At 74.3% G+C, this 18,895-nt stretch carries 5 protein-coding genes; 2 read left to right on the top strand and 3 right to left on the bottom strand.

All coding sequences use genetic code 11. The annotated features are described in order from the left end of the window. Nucleotides 1-86: 86 nt before the first annotated feature. Together ACZ7OU_RS24655 and ACZ7OU_RS24650 are read left to right on the top strand one after the other, a co-directional pair. Entirely contained in the window at nucleotides 87-1,292 is a 1,206-nt protein-coding gene (locus ACZ7OU_RS24655; RefSeq protein WP_470256869.1) for an LLM class flavin-dependent oxidoreductase, read from the top strand. A gap of 12 nt (nucleotides 1,293-1,304) precedes the next feature. After that, the gene (locus ACZ7OU_RS24650; RefSeq protein WP_470256868.1) at nucleotides 1,305-2,639 is read left to right on the top strand and encodes an NtaA/DmoA family FMN-dependent monooxygenase; all 1,335 of its coding nucleotides are present in this window, start codon (nucleotides 1,305-1,307) and stop codon (nucleotides 2,637-2,639) included. A gap of 39 nt (nucleotides 2,640-2,678) precedes the next feature. On the opposite strand, the gene ACZ7OU_RS24645 is transcribed toward ACZ7OU_RS24650, so the two are convergent. Genes ACZ7OU_RS24645 through ACZ7OU_RS24635 form a run of 3 tightly spaced genes read right to left on the bottom strand, consistent with a single transcriptional unit; the run spans nucleotide 2,679 to nucleotide 18,888 of the window. Then, nucleotides 2,679-2,876, bottom strand: coding sequence for an MbtH family protein (locus tag ACZ7OU_RS24645; protein WP_470237737.1), 198 nt, complete (start codon nucleotides 2,874-2,876; stop codon nucleotides 2,679-2,681). A 14-nt stretch (nucleotides 2,877-2,890) separates the two neighbouring features. Next, nucleotides 2,891-4,117 (bottom strand): MFS transporter, encoded by a 1,227-nt coding sequence (locus ACZ7OU_RS24640; protein WP_470256867.1) that lies wholly within the window; start codon nucleotides 4,115-4,117, stop codon nucleotides 2,891-2,893. Continuing rightward, nucleotides 4,114-18,888, bottom strand: a complete 14,775-nt coding sequence (locus ACZ7OU_RS24635) for a non-ribosomal peptide synthetase (RefSeq protein WP_470256866.1) — start codon at nucleotides 18,886-18,888, stop codon at nucleotides 4,114-4,116. The genes ACZ7OU_RS24640 and ACZ7OU_RS24635 overlap by 4 nt, the downstream gene beginning before the upstream one ends. Nucleotides 18,889-18,895 lie beyond the last annotated feature (7 nt).

The following is an 18,895-nucleotide window of genomic DNA, read 5'->3' as shown; positions in this document are numbered from 1 at the left end:
CCGCCGTCCCAGCAGTTGGCCGTTCCCGCCCGGGTCGCGGAATCCGGCGCACACTGCGGGCACAGGCCGACAGGAGGGACGCCGGGATGGCTTCAGGAACCGGACCACGGATCGCCGTCGCGTTGGACGGGGCCGGGTGGCACCCCGCCGCCTGGCGGGAGCCCGGCGCGCGGCCGCGGGAGCTGCTCACCGCCGGCTACTGGGCCGACATCGTCCAGGAGGCCGAAGCCGGCAAGCTGGACTTCGTCACCATCGAAGACTCCCTCGCCCTGCAGACGGCGCACCCGCTCGACCGGCCGGGCGAGCGCACCGACATCGTCCAGGGGCGGCTCGACGCGGTGCTGATCGCCGCCCGGGTCGCGCCGCTGACCTCGCGCATCGGGCTGGTGCCGACCGCCGTCGTCACCCACACCGAGCCCTTCCACCTGTCGAAGGCCATCGCCACCCTCGACTACGTCAGCACCGGCCGGGCCGGTGTGCGGGTGCAGGTCGCCGGCCGGGCCGAGGACAACCGGCACTTCGGACGCCGTGAGTTCGGCGAGTTCCGGCTCGAGGACGCCGCCGAGTCGGATCGGCCCAGCCCGCTCAACGAGCTGTTCGACGAGGCCGCGGACTACGTCGAGGTGCTGCGCCGGCTGTGGGACAGCTGGGAAGACGACGCCGAGATCCGCGACGTCGCCACCGGCCGGTTCGTCGACCGCGAGAAGCTGCACTACATCGACTTCAGCGGGCGCTGGTTCTCGGTCAAGGGCCCGTCGATCACGCCGCGGCCGCCGCAGGGCCAGCCCCTGGTCACCGCGCTGGCGCACGCCGCCGTCCCCTACCGGCTCGCCGCCCGCTCGGCCGACGTCGTCTACGTGACGCCCTTCGACCGCGAGCAGGCCGCCACGATCGTCGCCGCCGTCCGGGACGAACAGGAACGAGCCGGACGCGGCAAAGACACGCTGCACGTCTTCGGTGACGTCGTCGTGTTCCTCGGCGAGACCGAGCAGGCCGCCGCGGACCGCAAGGCGCGGCTCGACGAACTGGCCGGCGCGGAGTACACCTCGGACGCCCACGTCTTCACCGGCACCCCGGCCGGGCTCGCCGACCTGCTGCTCGACTGGCAGCGCGCCGGGCTCTCGGGCTTCCGGCTGCGGCCAGGTGCCGTGCCGCACGACCTGACCGCGATCACCCGCGGCCTCGTTCCCGAGCTCCAGTCCCGCGGCGCCTTCCGCACCGAGTACGAAGCGGACACCCTGCGCGGGCTGCTCGGACTCGCCCGCCCCGCCAACCGCTACGCCGCCGTCTGAGGAGGCCGCGCAATGACCCGCAAGCAGATCCACCTCGCGGCGCACTTCCCCGGCGTCAACAACACGACCGTGTGGAGCGACCCCGAAGCCGGCAGCCACGTCGAGTTCAGCTCCTTCGTCAAGCTCGCGCAGACCGCCGAGCGCGCGAAGTTCGACTTCTTCTTCCTGGCCGAAGGCCTGCGGCTGCGCGAGCAGGGCGGGCAGATCTACGACCTCGACGTCGTCGGCCGCCCGGACACCTTCACCGTCCTGTCCGCGCTGGCGGCGGTCACCGAGCGGCTCGGCCTGGCCGGCACGATCAACTCGACGTTCAACGAGCCGTTCGAGGTGGCCCGCCAGTTCGCCTCCCTCGACCACCTCTCCGCGGGGCGCGCCGCGTGGAACGTCGTCACGTCGTGGGACGCCTTCACCGGCGAGAACTTCCGGCGCGGCGGGTTCCTCCCGCAGGACCAGCGGTACGAGCGCGCCGAGACGTTCCTGCGCACCGCGTGGGAGCTGTTCGACTCGTGGCGCGGCGGCGAGATCACCGCCGACGCCGAGACCGGCGTCTTCCTGCCGGACCCGGCCGCGGGTGCCTTCGCCCACCACGACCGGCACTTCGACATCGAGGGCCGCTTCCCGGTGCCGCGCAGCCCGCAGGGCCGTCCGGTGATCATCCAGGCCGGCGACTCCGAGGAGGGCCGCGAGTTCGCCGCGGCCACCGCCGACGCGATCTTCAGCCGCTACGGCACCCTCGAAGCGGGGCAGGCGTTCTACTCGGACGTGAAGGGCCGCCTGGCCAAGTACGGCCGGACCTCGGAGCAGCTGGTGATCCTGCCCGCGGCGACGTTCGTGCTCGGCGACACCGACGCCGACGCGCACGAGCTCGCCCACGTCGTGCGGCGGCAGCAGGTCAGCGCGCAGACCGCCATCAAGTTCCTCGAGCAGGTCTGGAACACCGACCTCGCCGACCACGACCCCGACGGCCCGCTGCCGTCGACGGATCCCGTGGTCGACGGGTCGACGATCGCGCCCGGCCGCGCCAGCGTCCGGATGTACCGCGACCCGCTGGCCACCGCCCGCGAGTGGCGGCAGCTCGCCGAGGCGAAGAACCTGTCCACGCGCGACCTGATCATCGAGGTCACCGGCCGGCAGACGTTCATCGGCTCGCCCACGACCGTCGCGGCGGCGATCGACGACCTGGTCCAGGCCGACGCGAGCGACGGCTTCATCCTGGTCCCGCACGTCACCCCGGGCGGCCTCGACGCGTTCGCCGACCAGGTGGTGCCGCTGCTGCAGGAGCGCGGCTCCTTCCGCACCGAGTACACCGGGACGACCCTGCGCGAACACCTCGGCCTGGACGCGTGAGCCGGGTGCGGCCGGGCTTCCCCGGCCGCACCCGGACCGTCACTCCGCGGCCATGCGCTCCCGGAGGCTGCGGGGGCGCATGTCCGTCCACACCTCGTCGACGTGGGCCATGCACTCCTCGCGGGTTCCGCGCGTGCCGTCGGGACGCCAGCCCGCCGGGACCTCCTTGTCCGCCGGCCACAGCGAGTACTGCTCCTCGTCGTTGACCAGGACCTGGAATGTCGTGTTCTCGTCCATCGGGTTCCTTTCTCTTACGGGCCAGGGGTTTCTTCGAGCTCACGGATCCGGTCCACGGCCGGGAACCCGCGAAGTGTCCCGCTGAACGTCGTCAGCAGGGTGACCACCGCGATCGCCGCGGCGCAGGTCAGGACGGCCGCCGTGCCGGGGAGCACCTCGACCAGCCAGCCGCCCAGCGCCGGGCCGAGCGCCGCCGCCAGGCCGCCCGTCACGCCGAGTACCCCGCCCAGGCGGCCGCGCAACGCGTCCGGGGTGAACAGCAGTTGGTAGGTGCTGATCGTCGTGTTGGCCGCCGGGGGCAGGAACGCGATGGCCGCGAACAGCGCGCCCAGCACGTACCCGTTGGTCGCGAACACCGCCAGCGGGGTCAGCACCGTCAGCGCCCAGAAGACGCCGGCGATCAGCAGGTGCGGGCTGACGCGGCGGTGCAGCCAGGGCGCGGCCAGCGAGCCAAGGATGCCGCCCGCGCCGAGCATCGCCGCCATCACGCCGATCTCGCCGGCCGGCACCCCGCGGTCGTTCGCCAGCACGATGATCACCAGGTAGTAGGCCGAGAAGAACAGGTTCAGGCTCACCACGCAGAGGACCGTGACGCGCAGCCGCGGCTGGCCCCACACCCAGCGCAGGCCCTCCGCGATCTCCCGGCCCAGGTGCGCGGGCGGCTGGTCCGGCGTGCGCTCCGGCCGGCCCGGCAGGCGCACGAACAGCAACGCCACGAAGGCGAAGACGTGCGCCACGACGTCGAAGGCGAACGGGACCAGCCGGCCCACGGCGAACAGGAACCCGCCGAGCGCCGTGCCGGAGAGCTGGCCCGCGCTGGTGCGGGCCGCGTTCAGCGCGACCGCCGACGGCACCTGGTCCTCCTTGACCAGGCGCGGCAGGCTCGCCTCTTCGGCCGGTTCGAACAGCGCACGGCTCACGCCCATCACGACGGCGACGGCGACCAGCAGCCCGACCCCGGCGACGTCCCAGAACAGGGCGAGCACCAGCCCGGCGGCCGCGATCGCTTGCGCCGCTTCACAGCCGAGCATGATCCGCTTGCGGTGCCAGCGGTCCACCAGCGCTCCGGCGGGCAGGCCGGCCACCAGCTGGGCGACCGCCACGGCGCCGAGCACGAGCCCCGACTGCGCCGCCGATCCGGTGAGGGCCAGCACCAGCAGCGGGAAGGCGATCGCCGTCGTGCTGAACCCGGCCTCGGAGACGACCTGGCCGATCCAGAGCAGGCGGTAGTCGCGGGTCACGCGTCGTCCCCCCGGCAGTCGGCGGCGATGGCGCGCAACGCGGCCGCGAAGTCCGCCGCGACGGCGGTCACCGTCGCGCGTTCGTGCCGGTCGGGCCGGTAGTACCAGGAGAACTCCAGCCGGCCGTCCCGCACGCCGCCGACCACTTCCAGCAGATGCGCCGGCACGTTCGCCGGGTCCTGCTCGCGGCCCAGCGGCGGGTGCGCCCGCAGGTAGAGGCCGCCGGCGGCACCGCCGTGCTCGCCCTGGCCCAGGTAGTTGAACGCCACGCGCGGCGCGTCCCGGCCGAGGTCCGGGTCGCGGAAGCAGCGCAGGACGCCGTGCCCGAACCCGTTGCCCGGCACCGCGCGCAGCTGCCGCCGCACGCTCTTGACCGACTGCCGCCAGCCCGCGGCCGGGTCGACTTCCAGTGCGACCGGGAACAGCGTGGTGAACCACCCGACGGTCCGGGTCAGGTCGACGTCGTCGAGGACCTCCTCGCGGCCGTGCCCTTCCAGGTCGACCGCCACCGCGCGCTCCCCCGTCCAGCGGGTGAGGGCCCGGGCGAGCGCGGTCAGCAGGACGTCGTTGATCCGCGTCCGGTAGGCGCCGGGCGCCCGGTGCAGCAGCGCGTCGGTGTCGCGCTCGTCGACGGCGACCGTGACCAGCTCGGGTGGTCCCGGCGCGATCCCGGTCTCCTCACACGGGATCTCGCGCCCGGGGAGCTCGCGGGCCCAGTGCTCGCGTTCGCCGTCCAGCGCCCCGCTCTCGGCGAACGCGCGCAGCCGGTGCGCCCAGTCGCGGAACGACGTCGTCTTCGCGCCGAGGTCCGGCTTCTCCCCCGCCTCGATCTGCCGGTACGCCTTCTCCAGGTCCTCCAGCAGGATGCCCCACGAGACGGCGTCCACGACCAGGTGGTGCGCGGCGAGGAAGAGCCGCGGGTTCCCGTTCTCCCCCGGCCCGGACAGCAGCGCCCGCAGCTGCGGCGGCCGGGCGAGGTCGAAGCTCGCCTGCGCGTCGTCCGCGGCGCTTTCCAAGTCCACAAAGGACACCGTCCGCAGCACGGATCCCGGCTCCACGGGGGCGTTGTGCTGGGTCCACCCGGTCGCCGTCGGCTCGAAGCGCAGGCGCAGCGCGTCGTGGTGGGCGACGACGGCGTCGATCGCCTGCCGCAGCGCCTCTTCGTCCACCGGCCCGGCCAGCTCGACGAGGACGGACTGGTTGAAGTGCGCCGGGTTCGCCGGTCCGGAGTCGAGGAACCACCGCTGGACCGGCGTCAGCGGGACGTCGCCGACGACGGCCTCGCGCGCACCGTCGGCCGCCTCGGCCGGCCGGACCACGGTCGCCAGCTCGGCGACCGTCTGGTGGGTGAACAGGTCCTTCGACCGCATCGCCAGGCCCGCCTGCCGGGCGCGGTGGACGACCTGGATGCTCAGGATGGAATCCCCGCCCAGGTCGAAGAAGTTGTCCTCGGCGCCGACGCGGTCGAGGCCGAGGACCTCGGCCCACGTGGTCGCCAGCAGCTCTTCGAGCTCCGTGCGCGGGGCGACGTACTCGGCGGTCCGCAGCGCCGAGAGGTCCGGCTCGGGCAGGGCCGCGCGGTCCACCTTGCCGTTGGGCGTCACCGGCAGCTCCGCCAGGGGCACGAACACCGACGGCACGAGGTAGTCCGGCAGGGTGTCGCCGAGCCGGTCGCGCAAGTCCGTCACGTCGCCGACGACGTAGGCGACCAGCCGCTTGTGCCCGTCGGCTTCCCGGGCGACGACGACCGCTTCCCGCACGTCCGGGTCCCGCCGCAGGGCGGTCTCGATCTCGCCGAGCTCGACGCGGAACCCGCGGACCTTGACCTGGTCGTCCGCGCGCCCGGCGAACTCGAGGTCGCCCGACGCCCGCCGGCGCACGACGTCGCCGGTGCGGTACATCCGGGACCCGGGCGGGCCGAAGGGGTCCGCGACGAACCGGTCCGCGGTCAGGCCCGGCCGGTTCAGGTACCCGCGGGCCAGGCCGAGGCCGCTGACGTACAGCTCGCCCGGCGCCCCGACGGGCACCTGGCGCAGGCCGCCGTCCAGCACGTGCACCCGGGTGTTGGGGATGGGCCGGCCGATCGGCGGAGTGCCACCGGGCGCGAGCGCGTCGCTCCACGACGTGACGACGGTGGATTCGGTGGGCCCGTAGGCGTTGATCATCCGGCGACCGGGTGCCCAGCGGTCCACCAGCGAGGCCGGGCAGACGTCCCCGCCGACGATCACCGTGCGGAAGTCCGGCAGCGGCACCTCGGGCACGGTCGCGAGCGCGACCGGCGGGATCAGCGCGTGCGTGACCCGGTACCCGGCCAGTACTTCGGCGAGCTGCGCGCCGAGCAGCGGGCCTTCGGGCGGCACGACGAGCGCGGCACCGGCGGGCAGCGCCATGGCCAGCTCCAGCACCGACGCGTCGAAGCTCGGCGAGCTGAAGGCGAGCACGCGATCGCCCGGCCGCACCTCGAAGTGGGCGATTTCGGCCGCGGAGAGGGAGGCCAGCCCGGCGTGGGACACGACGACGCCCTTGGGCCGCCCGGTCGAGCCGGACGTGTAGATCACGTACGCCGGCTGGTCCGGGTCCACCGGGACACCGAGGTTCGTGTCGTCGAAGCCCCCGGCGTCGGGCTCCTCGTCCACCACGACGACCGGATCGGCGTCACGCAGCATGAACTCGATCCGCTCGGCCGGGTAGCCGGGGTCGACGGGCAGGAACGCGGCGCCGGTCTTCGCCACGGCCAGTTCGGTGACCACGAGCGCGACCGACCGCGGCAGCCGGACCGCGACGATCCGCTCCGGACCGGCACCGCGGCCGGCGAGCGCGCGGGCCAGCCGGTTCGCCCGCGCGTTCAGCTCGGCGAAGGTGAGGTCGCCCTGGTCGGAGACCAGCGCCGGCGCGTCGGGGGTGCGCGCCGCCTGTGCCTCGACCAACTGCGCGAGCGACGCCGATGCGACGGCGAGTGCGGTGTCGTTCCCGGCCCGCAGCAGGTCGAGTTCGGCCTCGGGGAGCAGCGGCAGCGCTGCCATCGGCCGGTCGGGTTCCGCGGCGAAGGCCGCCAGCGCCGTCTCCAGGCGGGCTGCCAGCCGTTCGATCGTCGCGGCGTCGAACAGGCCGGTGGCGTAGTTGATCGCGCCGTGCAGCGCGCCCCCGTCCTCTTCGAACTGCACGAGCAGGTCGAAGTTCGCCGACGTCGCGGGCAGCGCGACCTCGCCGGCGACGAGCGTGCCGCCGCCCGGCCGGTCGCCGGTGTTCTGGAGGGCGACCATCACCTGGAACAACGGCGTCCGGCTCGGGTCGCGGACCGGCTGCACCGCGTCCACCACGCGCTCGAACGGCACCTCCTGGTGCGCGAAGGCGTCGAGCACGGTTTCCCGCACACCGGCCAGGAACTCCCGGAACGACCGGCGATGATCCACTGTGGACCGCAGGACCAGGGTGTTGACGAAGAAGCCGACCACGCGGTCCAGCTCGGCCCGGTCGCGCCCGGCGGTGACCGTGCCGACGGCGACGTCGTCCTGGCCGGCCCAGCGGGCCAGCAGGACCTGGCACGCGGCCACGAGCGTCATGAACAGCGTGCTGTCCCGCGCGCTCGCCAGGTCACGCAGCTTCGCGGCGACCTCGGCGGGGATGGCGAAGCCGAGCCACCGCCCTTCGGTGGTGCGCACCGGGGGCCGCGGCCGGTCGGTGGGCAGCTCGAGCGGGGTGAGCCCGGCCAGCCGGTCGCGCCAGTGGTCCAGCTGCCCGGCGAGCGCGGGCCCGTCCAGGAAGTCCCGTTGCCAGGACGCGAAGTCCGCGTACTGCACCAGCAGCTCCGGCAGGTCCGGCTCCTCGCCGCGGACGTGGGCGGCGTAGCAGGCGTCGAGCTCGGCGGCCAGCACGCCGGACGACCAGCCGTCGGTGACGATGTGGTGCAGCACCAGCAGCAGGACGTGGTCGTCGGGCGCCCGCCGGAACAGCCGGGCCCGCAGCAGCGGTCCGGTGCGCAGGTCGAACGGCCGCCGAGCCTCTTCCGCCAGTGCCTCCTCGTCGAAGTCCCGCACGGGGAGCTCCACCGGCCGGGGTTCGTGGACGTGCTGGACGCCGCGGCCCTCGACCGCGTCGAACGTCGTGCGCAGCGACTCGTGCCGGGCGACCAGGGTGTCGAGGGCCCGGCTCAAGGCGTCGACGTCGAGGGACCCGCGCAGCCGCAACGCCGTGGGCGAAAGGTAGGCGCTGCCGCCCGGCTCGAACTCGTCGAGGAACCACAGGCGCTGCTGGGCGAACGACAGCGGCAGCGGGCCGCCCCGCGGCACGACCGGGATCGGGGCCGCGGCGGACTCGCCGGAGGGCAGCGCGGCGGCGAACGCGGCGAGTGTCGGGGTCTGGAAGAGGGCGCGCGGCGAGACCTCGACGCCCAGCTCGGCCCGCACCCGCGAGCTGATCCGCATGCTCAGCAGCGAATCCCCGCCCAGCTCGAAGAAGCTGTCGGTGCGCCCCACCCGGTCGACGCGCAGCACGTCGGCCCAGATCGCCGCCAGCCGCCGTTCGGTGCCGGGCCGCGGCGCGGCGTACTCGGCCGAGGTTTCCCACTCGGGACTCGGCAAGGCGCGCCGGTCGACCTTGCCGTGACGGGTCAGCGGGATAGCGTCCAGTGCCACGAACGCCGACGGCACGAGGTGGTCCGGCACCCGCTCGCGCAGCCAGGCGCGCAGGCCGCGGACGTCGCCGACGACGTAGGCGACGAGCCGGCCGTCGCGGGCGGCCACCGCGGTGTCGGCGACCGCCGGGTGCCGCCGGAGGACGGCCTCGACCTCGCCGGGCTCCACGCGGAAGCCGCGGATCTTGACCTGCTCGTCGACGCGGCCGAGGTAGTCGAGCTCGCCGGCGGTCCAGCGGACGCGGTCGCCGGTGCGGTACATCCGGCCGCCCGGCGGACCGAACGGGTCCGCGACGAACCGGTCCGCGGTGAGCCCGGGGCGGTTCAGGTAGCCGCGGGCGAGCTGGCCGCCGGCGAGGCACAGCTCCCCCGGCATCCCGGGCGGCACCGGCTCGCCGGCCGAGTCGAGCACGTAGGCGCGCAGGTTCGCCAGGGGCCGCCCGATCACCGGCCGGTCCCCGGTCACGGGTGCGCGGACGGCGTCCACAGTGGTCTCGGTGGGCCCGTAGTAGTTGTGGACGGCGGTTCCGCACGCCGCCAGCTCGCGCCACAGCGGCTCGGGAGTGGCCTCGCCGCCGAGCATCAGGTGCGCGGGCCGGTGCGTGCCCGACAGCAGGCCGGCGGGCAGCAGCTGGCGGACGTAGGACGGCGTGACGTCGAGGAAGTCGATGCGGTGGTCCCGGACATACCGGACGAGCGCCGCGGGGTCGAGCCGGGTGTCGTCGTCGATGACGTGCAGCTCGTGCCCGTCCGCCAGCAGCAGCGGGCCTTCCCACGACGTGTCGAACGAGAAGGCCGCCGTGAGCGCCACCCGCATCCGGTCGCGGCCGAACACCGCGCGGTGGTTCACCAGGAGGTTCATCAGCGCGGGGTGCTCGACGAGCACGCCCTTGGGCGTCCCGGTCGACCCCGAGGTGTAGATGACGTACGCGGCCGGGGACGACGCGGCCGGCGCCCCGGGCCGGTCTTCGTGCGGCAACCCCAGGACCACGGCGGGATCGGCGTCGTCGAGGAGGAACCGGATCCGTTCCGCCGGCAGGCCGGGATCGATCGGCAGGTACACCGCACCCGCCTTGAGCACGGCGAACAGGGCGATGACGGCGTCGGCCGAGCGGGGCAGCGCCACGGCCACGACCCGTTCGGGACCGGCGCCGCGCGCGGTCAGCTCCGCGGCCAGCCGGGTGGCGCGCGCGTCGACCTCGGCGAAGTCCAGCTCGGTGTCGCCGGAGACGAGCGCGGTCTCGTGCGGCGTCCGCGCCACCGTCGCTTCGAAGACGTCGAGCACCGTGCCCGCGGGGACGTCGAGCTTCGCGCCTTCGCCGGCGGTGAGCAACAGCCGCCGCTCTTCGGGCGTCGAGAGCGACAAGGAGCCCAGCGGGCGGTCCGGATCGGCGGCGATCGCGCGGACGAGCTGGGCGAGCTGCCCGGCGAGCCGCCGTGCGGTCTCCTCGTCGAACAGCCGGGGATCGTAGGACAGTTCGAGGCCCAGGCGGTCGTGCAGGTAGGCGGTGAGGTTCAGCGGGTAGCTCGTCGTGTCGAGCGAACCGACGTCCAGCACGCGCACGCCGTCCTGGCCGCTGTCGGAGATCGGGTAGTTCTCGAAGACCACCACGCTGTCGAACAGCGCCGAGCCCGCCGGAACCCCAGTGAACGCCTGCAGCCGCGACAACGCGAGGAAGTCGTAGCGCCGCGCGTCGGCCTGCCGTGCCTGGACCGCGCGCAGCCACTCGCCCACTGGTTGTCCACTGTGGACTTCGATCCGGGTGGGCACGGTGTTGATGAACATCCCGACCATCGCCTCGACTCCGGGCAGCTCGGCCGGCCGGCCGGACACCGTCGTGCCGAACACGACGTCGGACTCGCCGCTGTAGCGCGCCAGCAGCAGCGCCCACGCGCCTTGGACGACCGAGTTGATCGTCAGCGCGGCCGCCTTCGCCGTGGCGTGCAGCCGGGCGGACTCTTCGGCGGACAGCTCGACCAGGACCTCCGCCGCCGACTCGGCCCGGTGGGCTTCCTGGGGCCGCCGGTCGTACGGCAGCGGGGTCGGCGCGGTGAAGCCCTCGAGCACCGCGCGCCAGTGCCGTTCGGCTTCGGCGTGGTCCTGCCCGGCCAGCCAGGCGAGGTAGTCGCGGAAGGGGCGGCGCGGTGCCAGCTCGGCCGGCCGGCCTTCGACGATCGCGGCGTACTGCTCGCCCACCTCCCCGAAGACCTGGGCCGTGCTCCAGCCGTCGAGCAGGACGTGGTGCGACGTCCAGATCAGCTGCACCTCGTCGTCGGCGACGCGGGCGATCTCCAGGCGCATCAACGGCGGCGCCGTCAGGTCCATGCCGGCCGCCTGGTCGGCTTCGAGCAGCTTCGCGAGTTCCCCCTGCTGCGCGTCCGGAGTGAGCCCGCGCCAGTCGTGCTGCCCGACCGGCACCCGGACCCGCCGGTGCACGCGCTGGAGCGGCTCGTCGACGCCGTCCCAGACCATGCTGCTGCGCAGGATCGGCGTGCGGTCGACCACGCGCTGCCACGCCTCGGCCAGCGCCAGCGGGTTGCGCACGCCGCCCAGCCGCAGGCGGAACTGGTCGAAGTACGCGCCGGAGCCGCGGTCGACCAGGCTGTGGAACACCATGCCGGCCTGCAGCGGGGTGAGCGGGTAGAGGTCCTCGACGTCGCGGCCGTCGCCGGCCAGGCGGTCGACGGTGGCCTGGTCGAGCCGGGCGAGCGGGAAGTCCGACGGCGTGCGGCCACCGGCGCCGGCGCAGTGGACGACGATGTCCCGCAGCGCCTCGGCCATCTCCTCGGCGAGCGCGCGGACGGTGGACTCGTCGTGGACGTCTTCGGCGTACTCCCAGGTGAGGTGCAGCTCGCCGGCTTCGACCACGCCGACGACGTCGAGCAGGTACGGCCGCGTGCCCTCCGGGTCGCTGTCGTGGCCGAGGGGTTCGCCGCGGCCCTGGTACCAGCCGTCGCCGGGGGCGCCGACGTCCCAGCGGCCGTGGTAGTTGAACGAGATCCGCGGCGCGGGGTCGTCGCGGAGGGCGGTATCGGGCGGGCCGAGGTAGCGCAGGGCTCCGTAGCCCACGCCCTTGTCCGGGACGGCGCGCAGCTGTTCCTTGACCGCCTTGAGGACGTCGCCCCAGTCGCCCTCGAGCAGGGTGAGCGTCAGCGGGTACTGGGCGGTGAACCAGCCGATCGTCCGGGAAAGTTCCAGTGGTGCCGCGATTTCCTCGCGGCCGTGGCCTTCCATCGCCACGATCACGCGCGCTCGGCCCGTCCAGCGGGCGAGCACCCGGCCGAGGGCGCTCAGCAGGACGTCGTTGACCTCGGTCCGGTACGCCGAAGGCACGTCGTGCAGCAGCGCGGTGGTCTCGGCCCGGCCAAGTGACACCGAGACCGCGCGCGCCGACTTCGCGCGGTTGCGGCCGGTCCGGTCGACCGGAAGCTCCGTCCGCACCCCGCCGGGAGCAGTTTCCCAATAGGCGGCGTGCTTGTCGAGGTGTCCCATTTTCACGTGCGCGGCCAGCGACCGGGCCCAGTGGGTGAACGAGCTGCCCACCGGTTCCAGTGCGGCTCCCCGGTAAGCGTGGTCGAGGTCGGCCAGCAGGACGCGCCAGGAGACCCCGTCCATGACGAGGTGGTGGGCGGTGAGGAACAGCTGCGGCGGGCGGCCGGCGAAGGTGAACAGCACCACTCGCCACACCGGGCCTTCGCTGATGTCCAAGGAGGTCTGCGCGCGGACGGCTTCGGTGTGCATCGCGGTGGCGGCGTCGTCCACTTCGGACAGGTCGACGTGCCGCAGGATGTCCGCGGTCTCGGTCGCGGCGGGCTCCTGCTGCCAGGTGCCGTCGACCCGTGAGAACCGCATGCGCAGGGCGTCGTGCCGCTCGGCCACGCGGGCGAGCGCGCCGACCAGCCGGGGAATGTCCACCGAGGACAGGACGACGTGGACGGACATGGTCAGCCGCCACGGGTCGTCGAACTGCTCGAACAGCCACGCCTGGATCGGGCCCAGCGGCGCGGGCCCGCTCGCTTCCGCGGGGGCCGGCGCGGGGGTGTTCGTGGTGGCGACCTGCGCCAGTTCGGCGATGGTCTGGCGCTGGAAGAGGTCCTTCGACGAGAGGGTCAGCCCGGCCTGCCGGGCCCGGGCCACGACCTGGATGCTGAGGATCGAGTCGCCGCCGAGGCCGAAGAAGTTGTCCTCGACGCCGACCCGGTCGACGCCGAGCACCGCGGACCACACCTCGGCGAGCGTGGCCTCGGCGTCGGTGCGCGGAGCGGTGTACCGGGTTTCGGTGCGCGCGCCTGGTTCCGGCAGCGCCCGGTGGTCGAGCTTCCCGTTGGCGTTGAGCGGCAGCTTCTCCAGGCCGACGAACACCGCCGGGATCATGTGCGCGGGCAGGGAGCGGCCGAGGAACTCGCGCAGCGCCGTGGTCCCGGGCACCGTCCCGGTCAGGTAGGCGACCAGCCGCGCGTCGCCGGTGCCGTGGGCGACGACCGCGGCACCGGTCACGTCCGGGTGCGCGGTCAGGGCCGCTTCGACCTCGCCCAGCTCGATCCGGAAGCCGCGGATCTTGACCTGCTGGTCGGCGCGGCCGCGGTAGGCCAGCTCTCCCCCGGCGGTCCAGCACAGCAGGTCGCCGGTGCGGTACATCCGGGTGCCGGGCGCGCCGAAGGGATCGGCGACGAACCGGGACGCGGTCAGGCCCGGCCGGTTCAGGTAGCCGCGCGCGAGCCCCGCGCCCGCGACGTACAGCTCGCCCGTGACACCGGGCGGCACCGGTTCGAGGCCGACGTCGAGGACGTAGCACCGCAGGTCCGGGATCGGCACGCCCACGCCGGCCCGGTCGCCGTCGAGCACGCGGTGGGTGACGTGCACGGTGGTCTCGGTGATGCCGTACATGTCGACCAGCCGCGGCCCGTCCGGGTGCCGGCGGCGCCAGTCCGCCAGGCGTGCGGGCTCCAGTGCCTCGCCGCCGAAGATGACGTACCGCAGGCTCAGCGGCGCGGACGGCAGCGTGCCCAGGCGGTGGAACGCGGACGGCGTCTGGTTGAGCACGGTCACCCGCTGTTCGGCCAGCAGCGCCAGGAAGTCTTCGGGCGCGCGGACGACGTCCTGGCCGACGACGACGAGCCGGCCGCCGTGCAGCAGCGCGCCCCACAGCTCCCACACCGAGAAGTCGAAGGCGTAGGAGTGGAAGAGCGTCCAGACGTCCTGGTCGCCGAAGCCGAACCAGTGCGCCGTCGAGGAGAAGAGCCGGGTCACGTTCGCGTGCGGCACCAGCACGCCCTTCGGCACGCCGGTCGAGCCGGACGTGTAGATGACGTACGCCGTGTTGTCCGGACCGACCGGCACGCGCGGATCGGTGTCCGGCCGGTCATCGGCGGTGACGTCGTCGACGACGCAGACCGGCCGCGCGTCGGCGAGCATCGCCTCGATGCGGGCGGGCGGGTAGGCCGGGTCGATCGGCAGGTAGCCGGCGCCGGACTTCAGGACGGCGAGGACCCCGACGACGAGGTCGGCCGACCGCGGCAGCCGCAGGGCCACCAGCCGCTCCGGCGCGGCTCCCGCGTCGATCAGCCGGTGGGCCAGGCGGTTCGCCCGGCGGTCCAGCTCGCGGTAGGTCAGTTCGGTGCCTTCGTGCGTCACGGCGACGGCGTCCGGCGTGCGCGTCACCTGGGCGGCGAACAGCTCGGGCAGCGTCGGTTCCGGCCGGGGCCCGGCCGTCGGGTTCCACTCGCGCAGGACCAGCTCGCGCTCGGCGGCGGTGCTCCAGGGCAGCCGGCCGAGCGGCCGCGACGGCGTCGCCGCGATGCCGTCCAGCAGGATGCGCAGCCAGCCGGTCAGTCGCTCGATCGTGGCGGCGTCGAACAGGTCGGTGTTGTAGTTGACGACCGCGTCGAGCCGCCCGGCCGTCTCCTGGAAGTGGACCATCAGGTCGAACCCGGCCGTCACGATCGGCGGGGCCAGCTCTTCGACGACGAGCCCGGGCAGCGTGGGCCGCGCGTCCGGGGTGTTGTGCAGCACGACCATCACCTGGCACAGCGGCGTGCGGCTGGTGTCCCGCTCGGGCTGCAGATCGTCGACGACGCGGTCGAAGGGGACGTCCTGGTGGGCGAAGGCGTCCAGCACGGTGTCGCGGACGTCGCCGAGGAAGGCGTCGAAGCCGCGGCTCAGGTCCACTGTGGACCGCAGGACGAGGGTGTTGACGAAGAAGCCGATCAGGCCTTCCAGTTCGGTGCGTTCCCGGCCGGAGACGACGGTGCCGACGGCGACGTCGTCCTGCCCCGACCAGCGGGCGAACAGCAACTGGCAGGCGGCGAGCAGGGTCATGAACAGCGTGCCGCCGTGCTGCCGGGACAGCTCCTTGAGCCGCGCGGTGGTGCCCGCGGGGACGCCGAACTCGTGCAGCGCGCCGTTCTTCGTGCGGACCGGCGGGCGCGGCCGGTCGGTGGGCAGCTCCAGGATCGGGACGCCGTCGAGGCGGTGGCGCCAGTAGCTCAGCTGGTCGTCGAACTCGGGCCGGTCCCGCTGCCAGACCGCGTAGTCGGCGTACTGCACCGGCAACGGCGGCAGCGCCGGGTCGTCGCCGCGGACGAACGCGGCGTAGAGCGTGGCGAGCTCGCTCAGCAGCACGCCCGAGGACCAGCCGTCGGTGACGATGTGGTGCAGCACCAGGGTGAGCACGTGGTCGCCGGGGGCGAGCCGGGTGAGCGCGGCGCGCAGCAGCGGGCCGGTGCGCAGGTCGACCGGGCCGGTCGCGCCGTTCATGGCCGTGGCCAGGTCGCCATCGCTCACCGGGACGTCGAGGGCGTACGGCGGGTGGACGACCTGGACACCGCGGCCGTCGACCTTCGCGAAGGTCGTGCGCAGTGACTCGTGCCGGGCGACCAGCGCGGTGAGGGCGTGGTTCAGCGCGGCGGTGTCCAGCTCGCCGCGCAGGCGCAGCACGGTCGGCGAGACGTACTCGGTGCTGCCCGGTTCGAACTCGTCGAGGAACCAGAGCCGTTGCTGGGCGAAGGAAAGCGGCGCTTCGAGCGGGCCGCCGTCCCGCGGGAGGAGCGGGATCGCCGCCTGCGGCGTGACGGCGTCGGGCAGCTCGGCCGCGAGACGTGCCGGGCTCGGCGCGCTGAAGACCAGCCGGGCCGGGACGTCGGCGCCGAGTTCCGCACGCAGCCGGGAGACGACCCGGATGCCGAGCAGCGAGTCCCCGCCGAGGTCGAAGAAGTCGTCGTCGACGCCGACCCGCTCGACGCCGAGGACGTCGGCCCAGATGCCGGTGACCAGCCGCTCGCGGTCGTCGCGCGGTGCGACGTACTCGGTGGACGCGGTCCGCTCCGGCTCCGGGAGGGCACGGCGGTCGAGCTTGCCGTGCCGGGTCAGCGGCAGCCGGTCGAGGCGCACGAACGCCGACGGCACGAGGTGCGCCGGCAGCGTGCGCGTCAGTTCGGCGCGCAGGGCGGCGGGGTCGGCGGCGCCGACGACGTAGGCGACGAGCCGGCCGCCGCGCACGTCCACCGCGACGTCGGTGACGAACGGCCGCAGCGCCGTCTCGACCTCGCCCGGCTCGATCCGGAAGCCGCGCACCTTCACCTGCTCGTCGGTGCGGCCGAGGTGCTCGAGCTGCCCGTCCGCCGTCCAGCGGACGCGGTCGCCGGTGCGGTACAGCCGAGATCCCGGCCCGCCGAACGGGTTCGCCACGAACCGATCCGCGGTCAGCCCCGGCCGGCCGAGGTAGCCGCGCGCGAGCTGGGCGCCGGCGAGGCAGAGTTCGCCGGGGACGCCCGGCGGGACGAGCCGGAGGTGCTCGTCGAGGACGTACGCGCCGACGTTGCCCAGCGGACGGCCGATCAGCGGGCGGTCCCCGGTCACCGGCGTGCACGTGGCGTCCACAGTGGACTCGGTGGGGCCGTAGTAGTTGTGGGCGGCCGTTCCGGAGCCGGCCAGCTCGCGCCACAGAGCGCGGTCCATCGCCTCGCCGCCGACCATCAGGAACCGCGGGCGGCGCTCGCCGTCGAGCAGCCCGGCGGGCAGCAGCTGCCGCAGGTAGGACGGCGTCACGTCGAGGAAGTCGACGCGCTCGTCGTGGACGTACCGGGTCAGCGCGGCCGGGTCGAGGCGGGTTTCGTCGCCGATCAGGTGCAGCTCGTGGCCGTCGGCCAGCAGCAACGGGCCTTCCCACGAGGTGTCGAACGACAGGGTCGCGGTGAGGGCGACGCGCAGCGGGTCGCGGCCGAACACCGCCCGGTGGTTGCCGAGGAGGTTGACCAGCGCCGCGTGCTCGACGACGACCCCCTTGGGCGTGCCCGTCGAGCCGGAGGTGTGGATGACGTAGGCGGCGTCCGAGGGTCTCGGTCCGGCCGGGCGCGGACCGCCGGACGGCTCGGCGGTGCCGTCGAGCACGACCACCGGCCGGGTGTCGTCGAGGAGCACCCGGATCCGCTCGGCCGGCAGCCCGGGGTCGATCGACAGGTGCACCGCGCCGGCCTTGAGCACGGCGAACAGCGCGACGATCGCGTCGGCCGAGCGTGGCAGCAGCACGGCGACGACCCGGTCCGGCCCGGCGCCCCGGGCGGCGAGGTCCGCGGCGAGGGCGTCGGCGCGCGCGGTGAGCTCGGCGAAGGTCAGCCGGACGTCGCCGCAGACCAGCGCGGTCGCGTCCGGCCGCGTCCGCGCCTGGTGGTCGAGGAGGTCGGCGACGGTCGTCGCCGGGACGTCGAGGGCCGTGCTCCCCCACTCCAGCAGCGCGGCTTCCTCGGCCTCGGTCGTCAGCGGCAGGTCGGCGACGCGGCGGCCCGGGTCCGCCGCGACCCCGGCCAGCAGGCGCAGCAGGTGCGTGACCAGGCGGTCGATCGTGGCCGCGTCGAACAGCTCGGTGCTGTACTCGACGAGCCCGGCCAGCCGGCCGCCGGACTCCTCGAACTCGACGGAGAGGTCGAAGTTCGCCGAGTCCCGCGCGACCTCGGCCGGCTCGGCGGTGAGCCCCGCGAACTCCGGCCCGGCGCCGGTGGCGCTGTGCAGCAGCACCAGGACGTCGAACAGCGGGTTGCGCCCGGGATCCCGCCCGGCGTGCACGGCGTCGACCAGCTCCTCGAACGGGACGTCGTCGTGGGCGAAGGCGTCCAGGACCGTCTGCCGGGCGGCCGCGAGGTGGTCGGTGAACGGCACCGAGGTGTCGACGGCCGAGCGCAGGACGACGGTGTTGACGAAGAACCCGACGACCCGTTCCAGCTCCGGCCGGTCGCGGCCCTGCACGACGGTGCCGAGCGCGATGTCGTCCTGGCCGGTGTAGCGCGCGAACAGCGCCTGGCAGGCGGCGACGAGCACGGTGAACAGCGTGGTCTCCGACGTCCGGGCCAGCTCGGCGAGCCGGCGCGCGACGTCTTCGGGGACGGCGAACTCGCGGACCGCGCCCGCGGTGCCGCGGGTGGCCGGGCGCGGGTGGTCGGCGGGCAGGTCGAGCGGCGTGACGCCGGTCAGCTGCCGCGTCCAGTACTCGAGCCCGGCCGCGCGCGTCGGCCGGTTCTGCTGCCACACGGCGAAGTCCGCGTACTGCAGGGGCCGCGGCGGCAGCTCGGCGCCGGCGTAGAGGAGGCCGAGCTCTTCGGTCAGGATGCCCATCGACGCGCCGTCGGTGGCGATGTGGTGCACGGACACGAGCAGCACGTGCTCGGCCGGGCCGAGCCGGGCCAGCATCGCCCGCAGCAGCGGCCCGCGGCCCAGGTCGAACGGCCGCGCGTACTCCTCGCGCAGGACGGCGTCGAGGTCGGCCGGCGTGACGTCGACGACCGGCAGCGGCACCTCGGGGGGCGGCCCGACGAGCTGGACGCCCTCGCCGTCGACCTCGTCGAAGGTGGTGCGCAGCGGCTCGTGCCGGGCGACGAGCAGCCGCAGCGCCGCGGCCAGCGCGTCGACGTCCAGCTCGCCGGTCAGGCGCAGGGCGAACGCGCTGTTGTACTCGGGGTCGTCCGGGCGCAGCCGGCCGAGGAACCACAGCCGGCGCTGGGCGGACGACAGCGGGATCGGGCGGGAGCGGTCGGCGGCGGCCGGGATCTCCGGCGTCCGCTCGCCCGCTCCCGCCATCCGCCGGCGCAGCGCTTCCTGCAGGTGGGCGGGCAGCGCCGCGATGCGGTCCTGACGGGACGAGGTCATGGAAAGG

The organism is Amycolatopsis sp. NPDC114505, assembly GCF_055633615.1.
Note: the sequence above shows the minus strand (reverse complement) of the source record. Positions and strands in the feature narration are given on the sequence as shown.

Coding starts and splice junctions, on each gene's coding strand:
- ACZ7OU_RS24655 (WP_470256869.1), top strand. CDS start 87: ATGGCTTCAGGAACCGGACCACGGATCGCCGTCGCGTTGGACGGGGCC.
- ACZ7OU_RS24650 (WP_470256868.1), top strand. CDS start 1,305: ATGACCCGCAAGCAGATCCACCTCGCGGCGCACTTCCCCGGCGTCAAC.
- ACZ7OU_RS24645 (WP_470237737.1), bottom strand. CDS start 2,876: ATGGACGAGAACACGACATTCCAGGTCCTGGTCAACGACGAGGAGCAG.
- ACZ7OU_RS24635 (WP_470256866.1), bottom strand. CDS start 18,888: ATGACCTCGTCCCGTCAGGACCGCATCGCGGCGCTGCCCGCCCACCTG.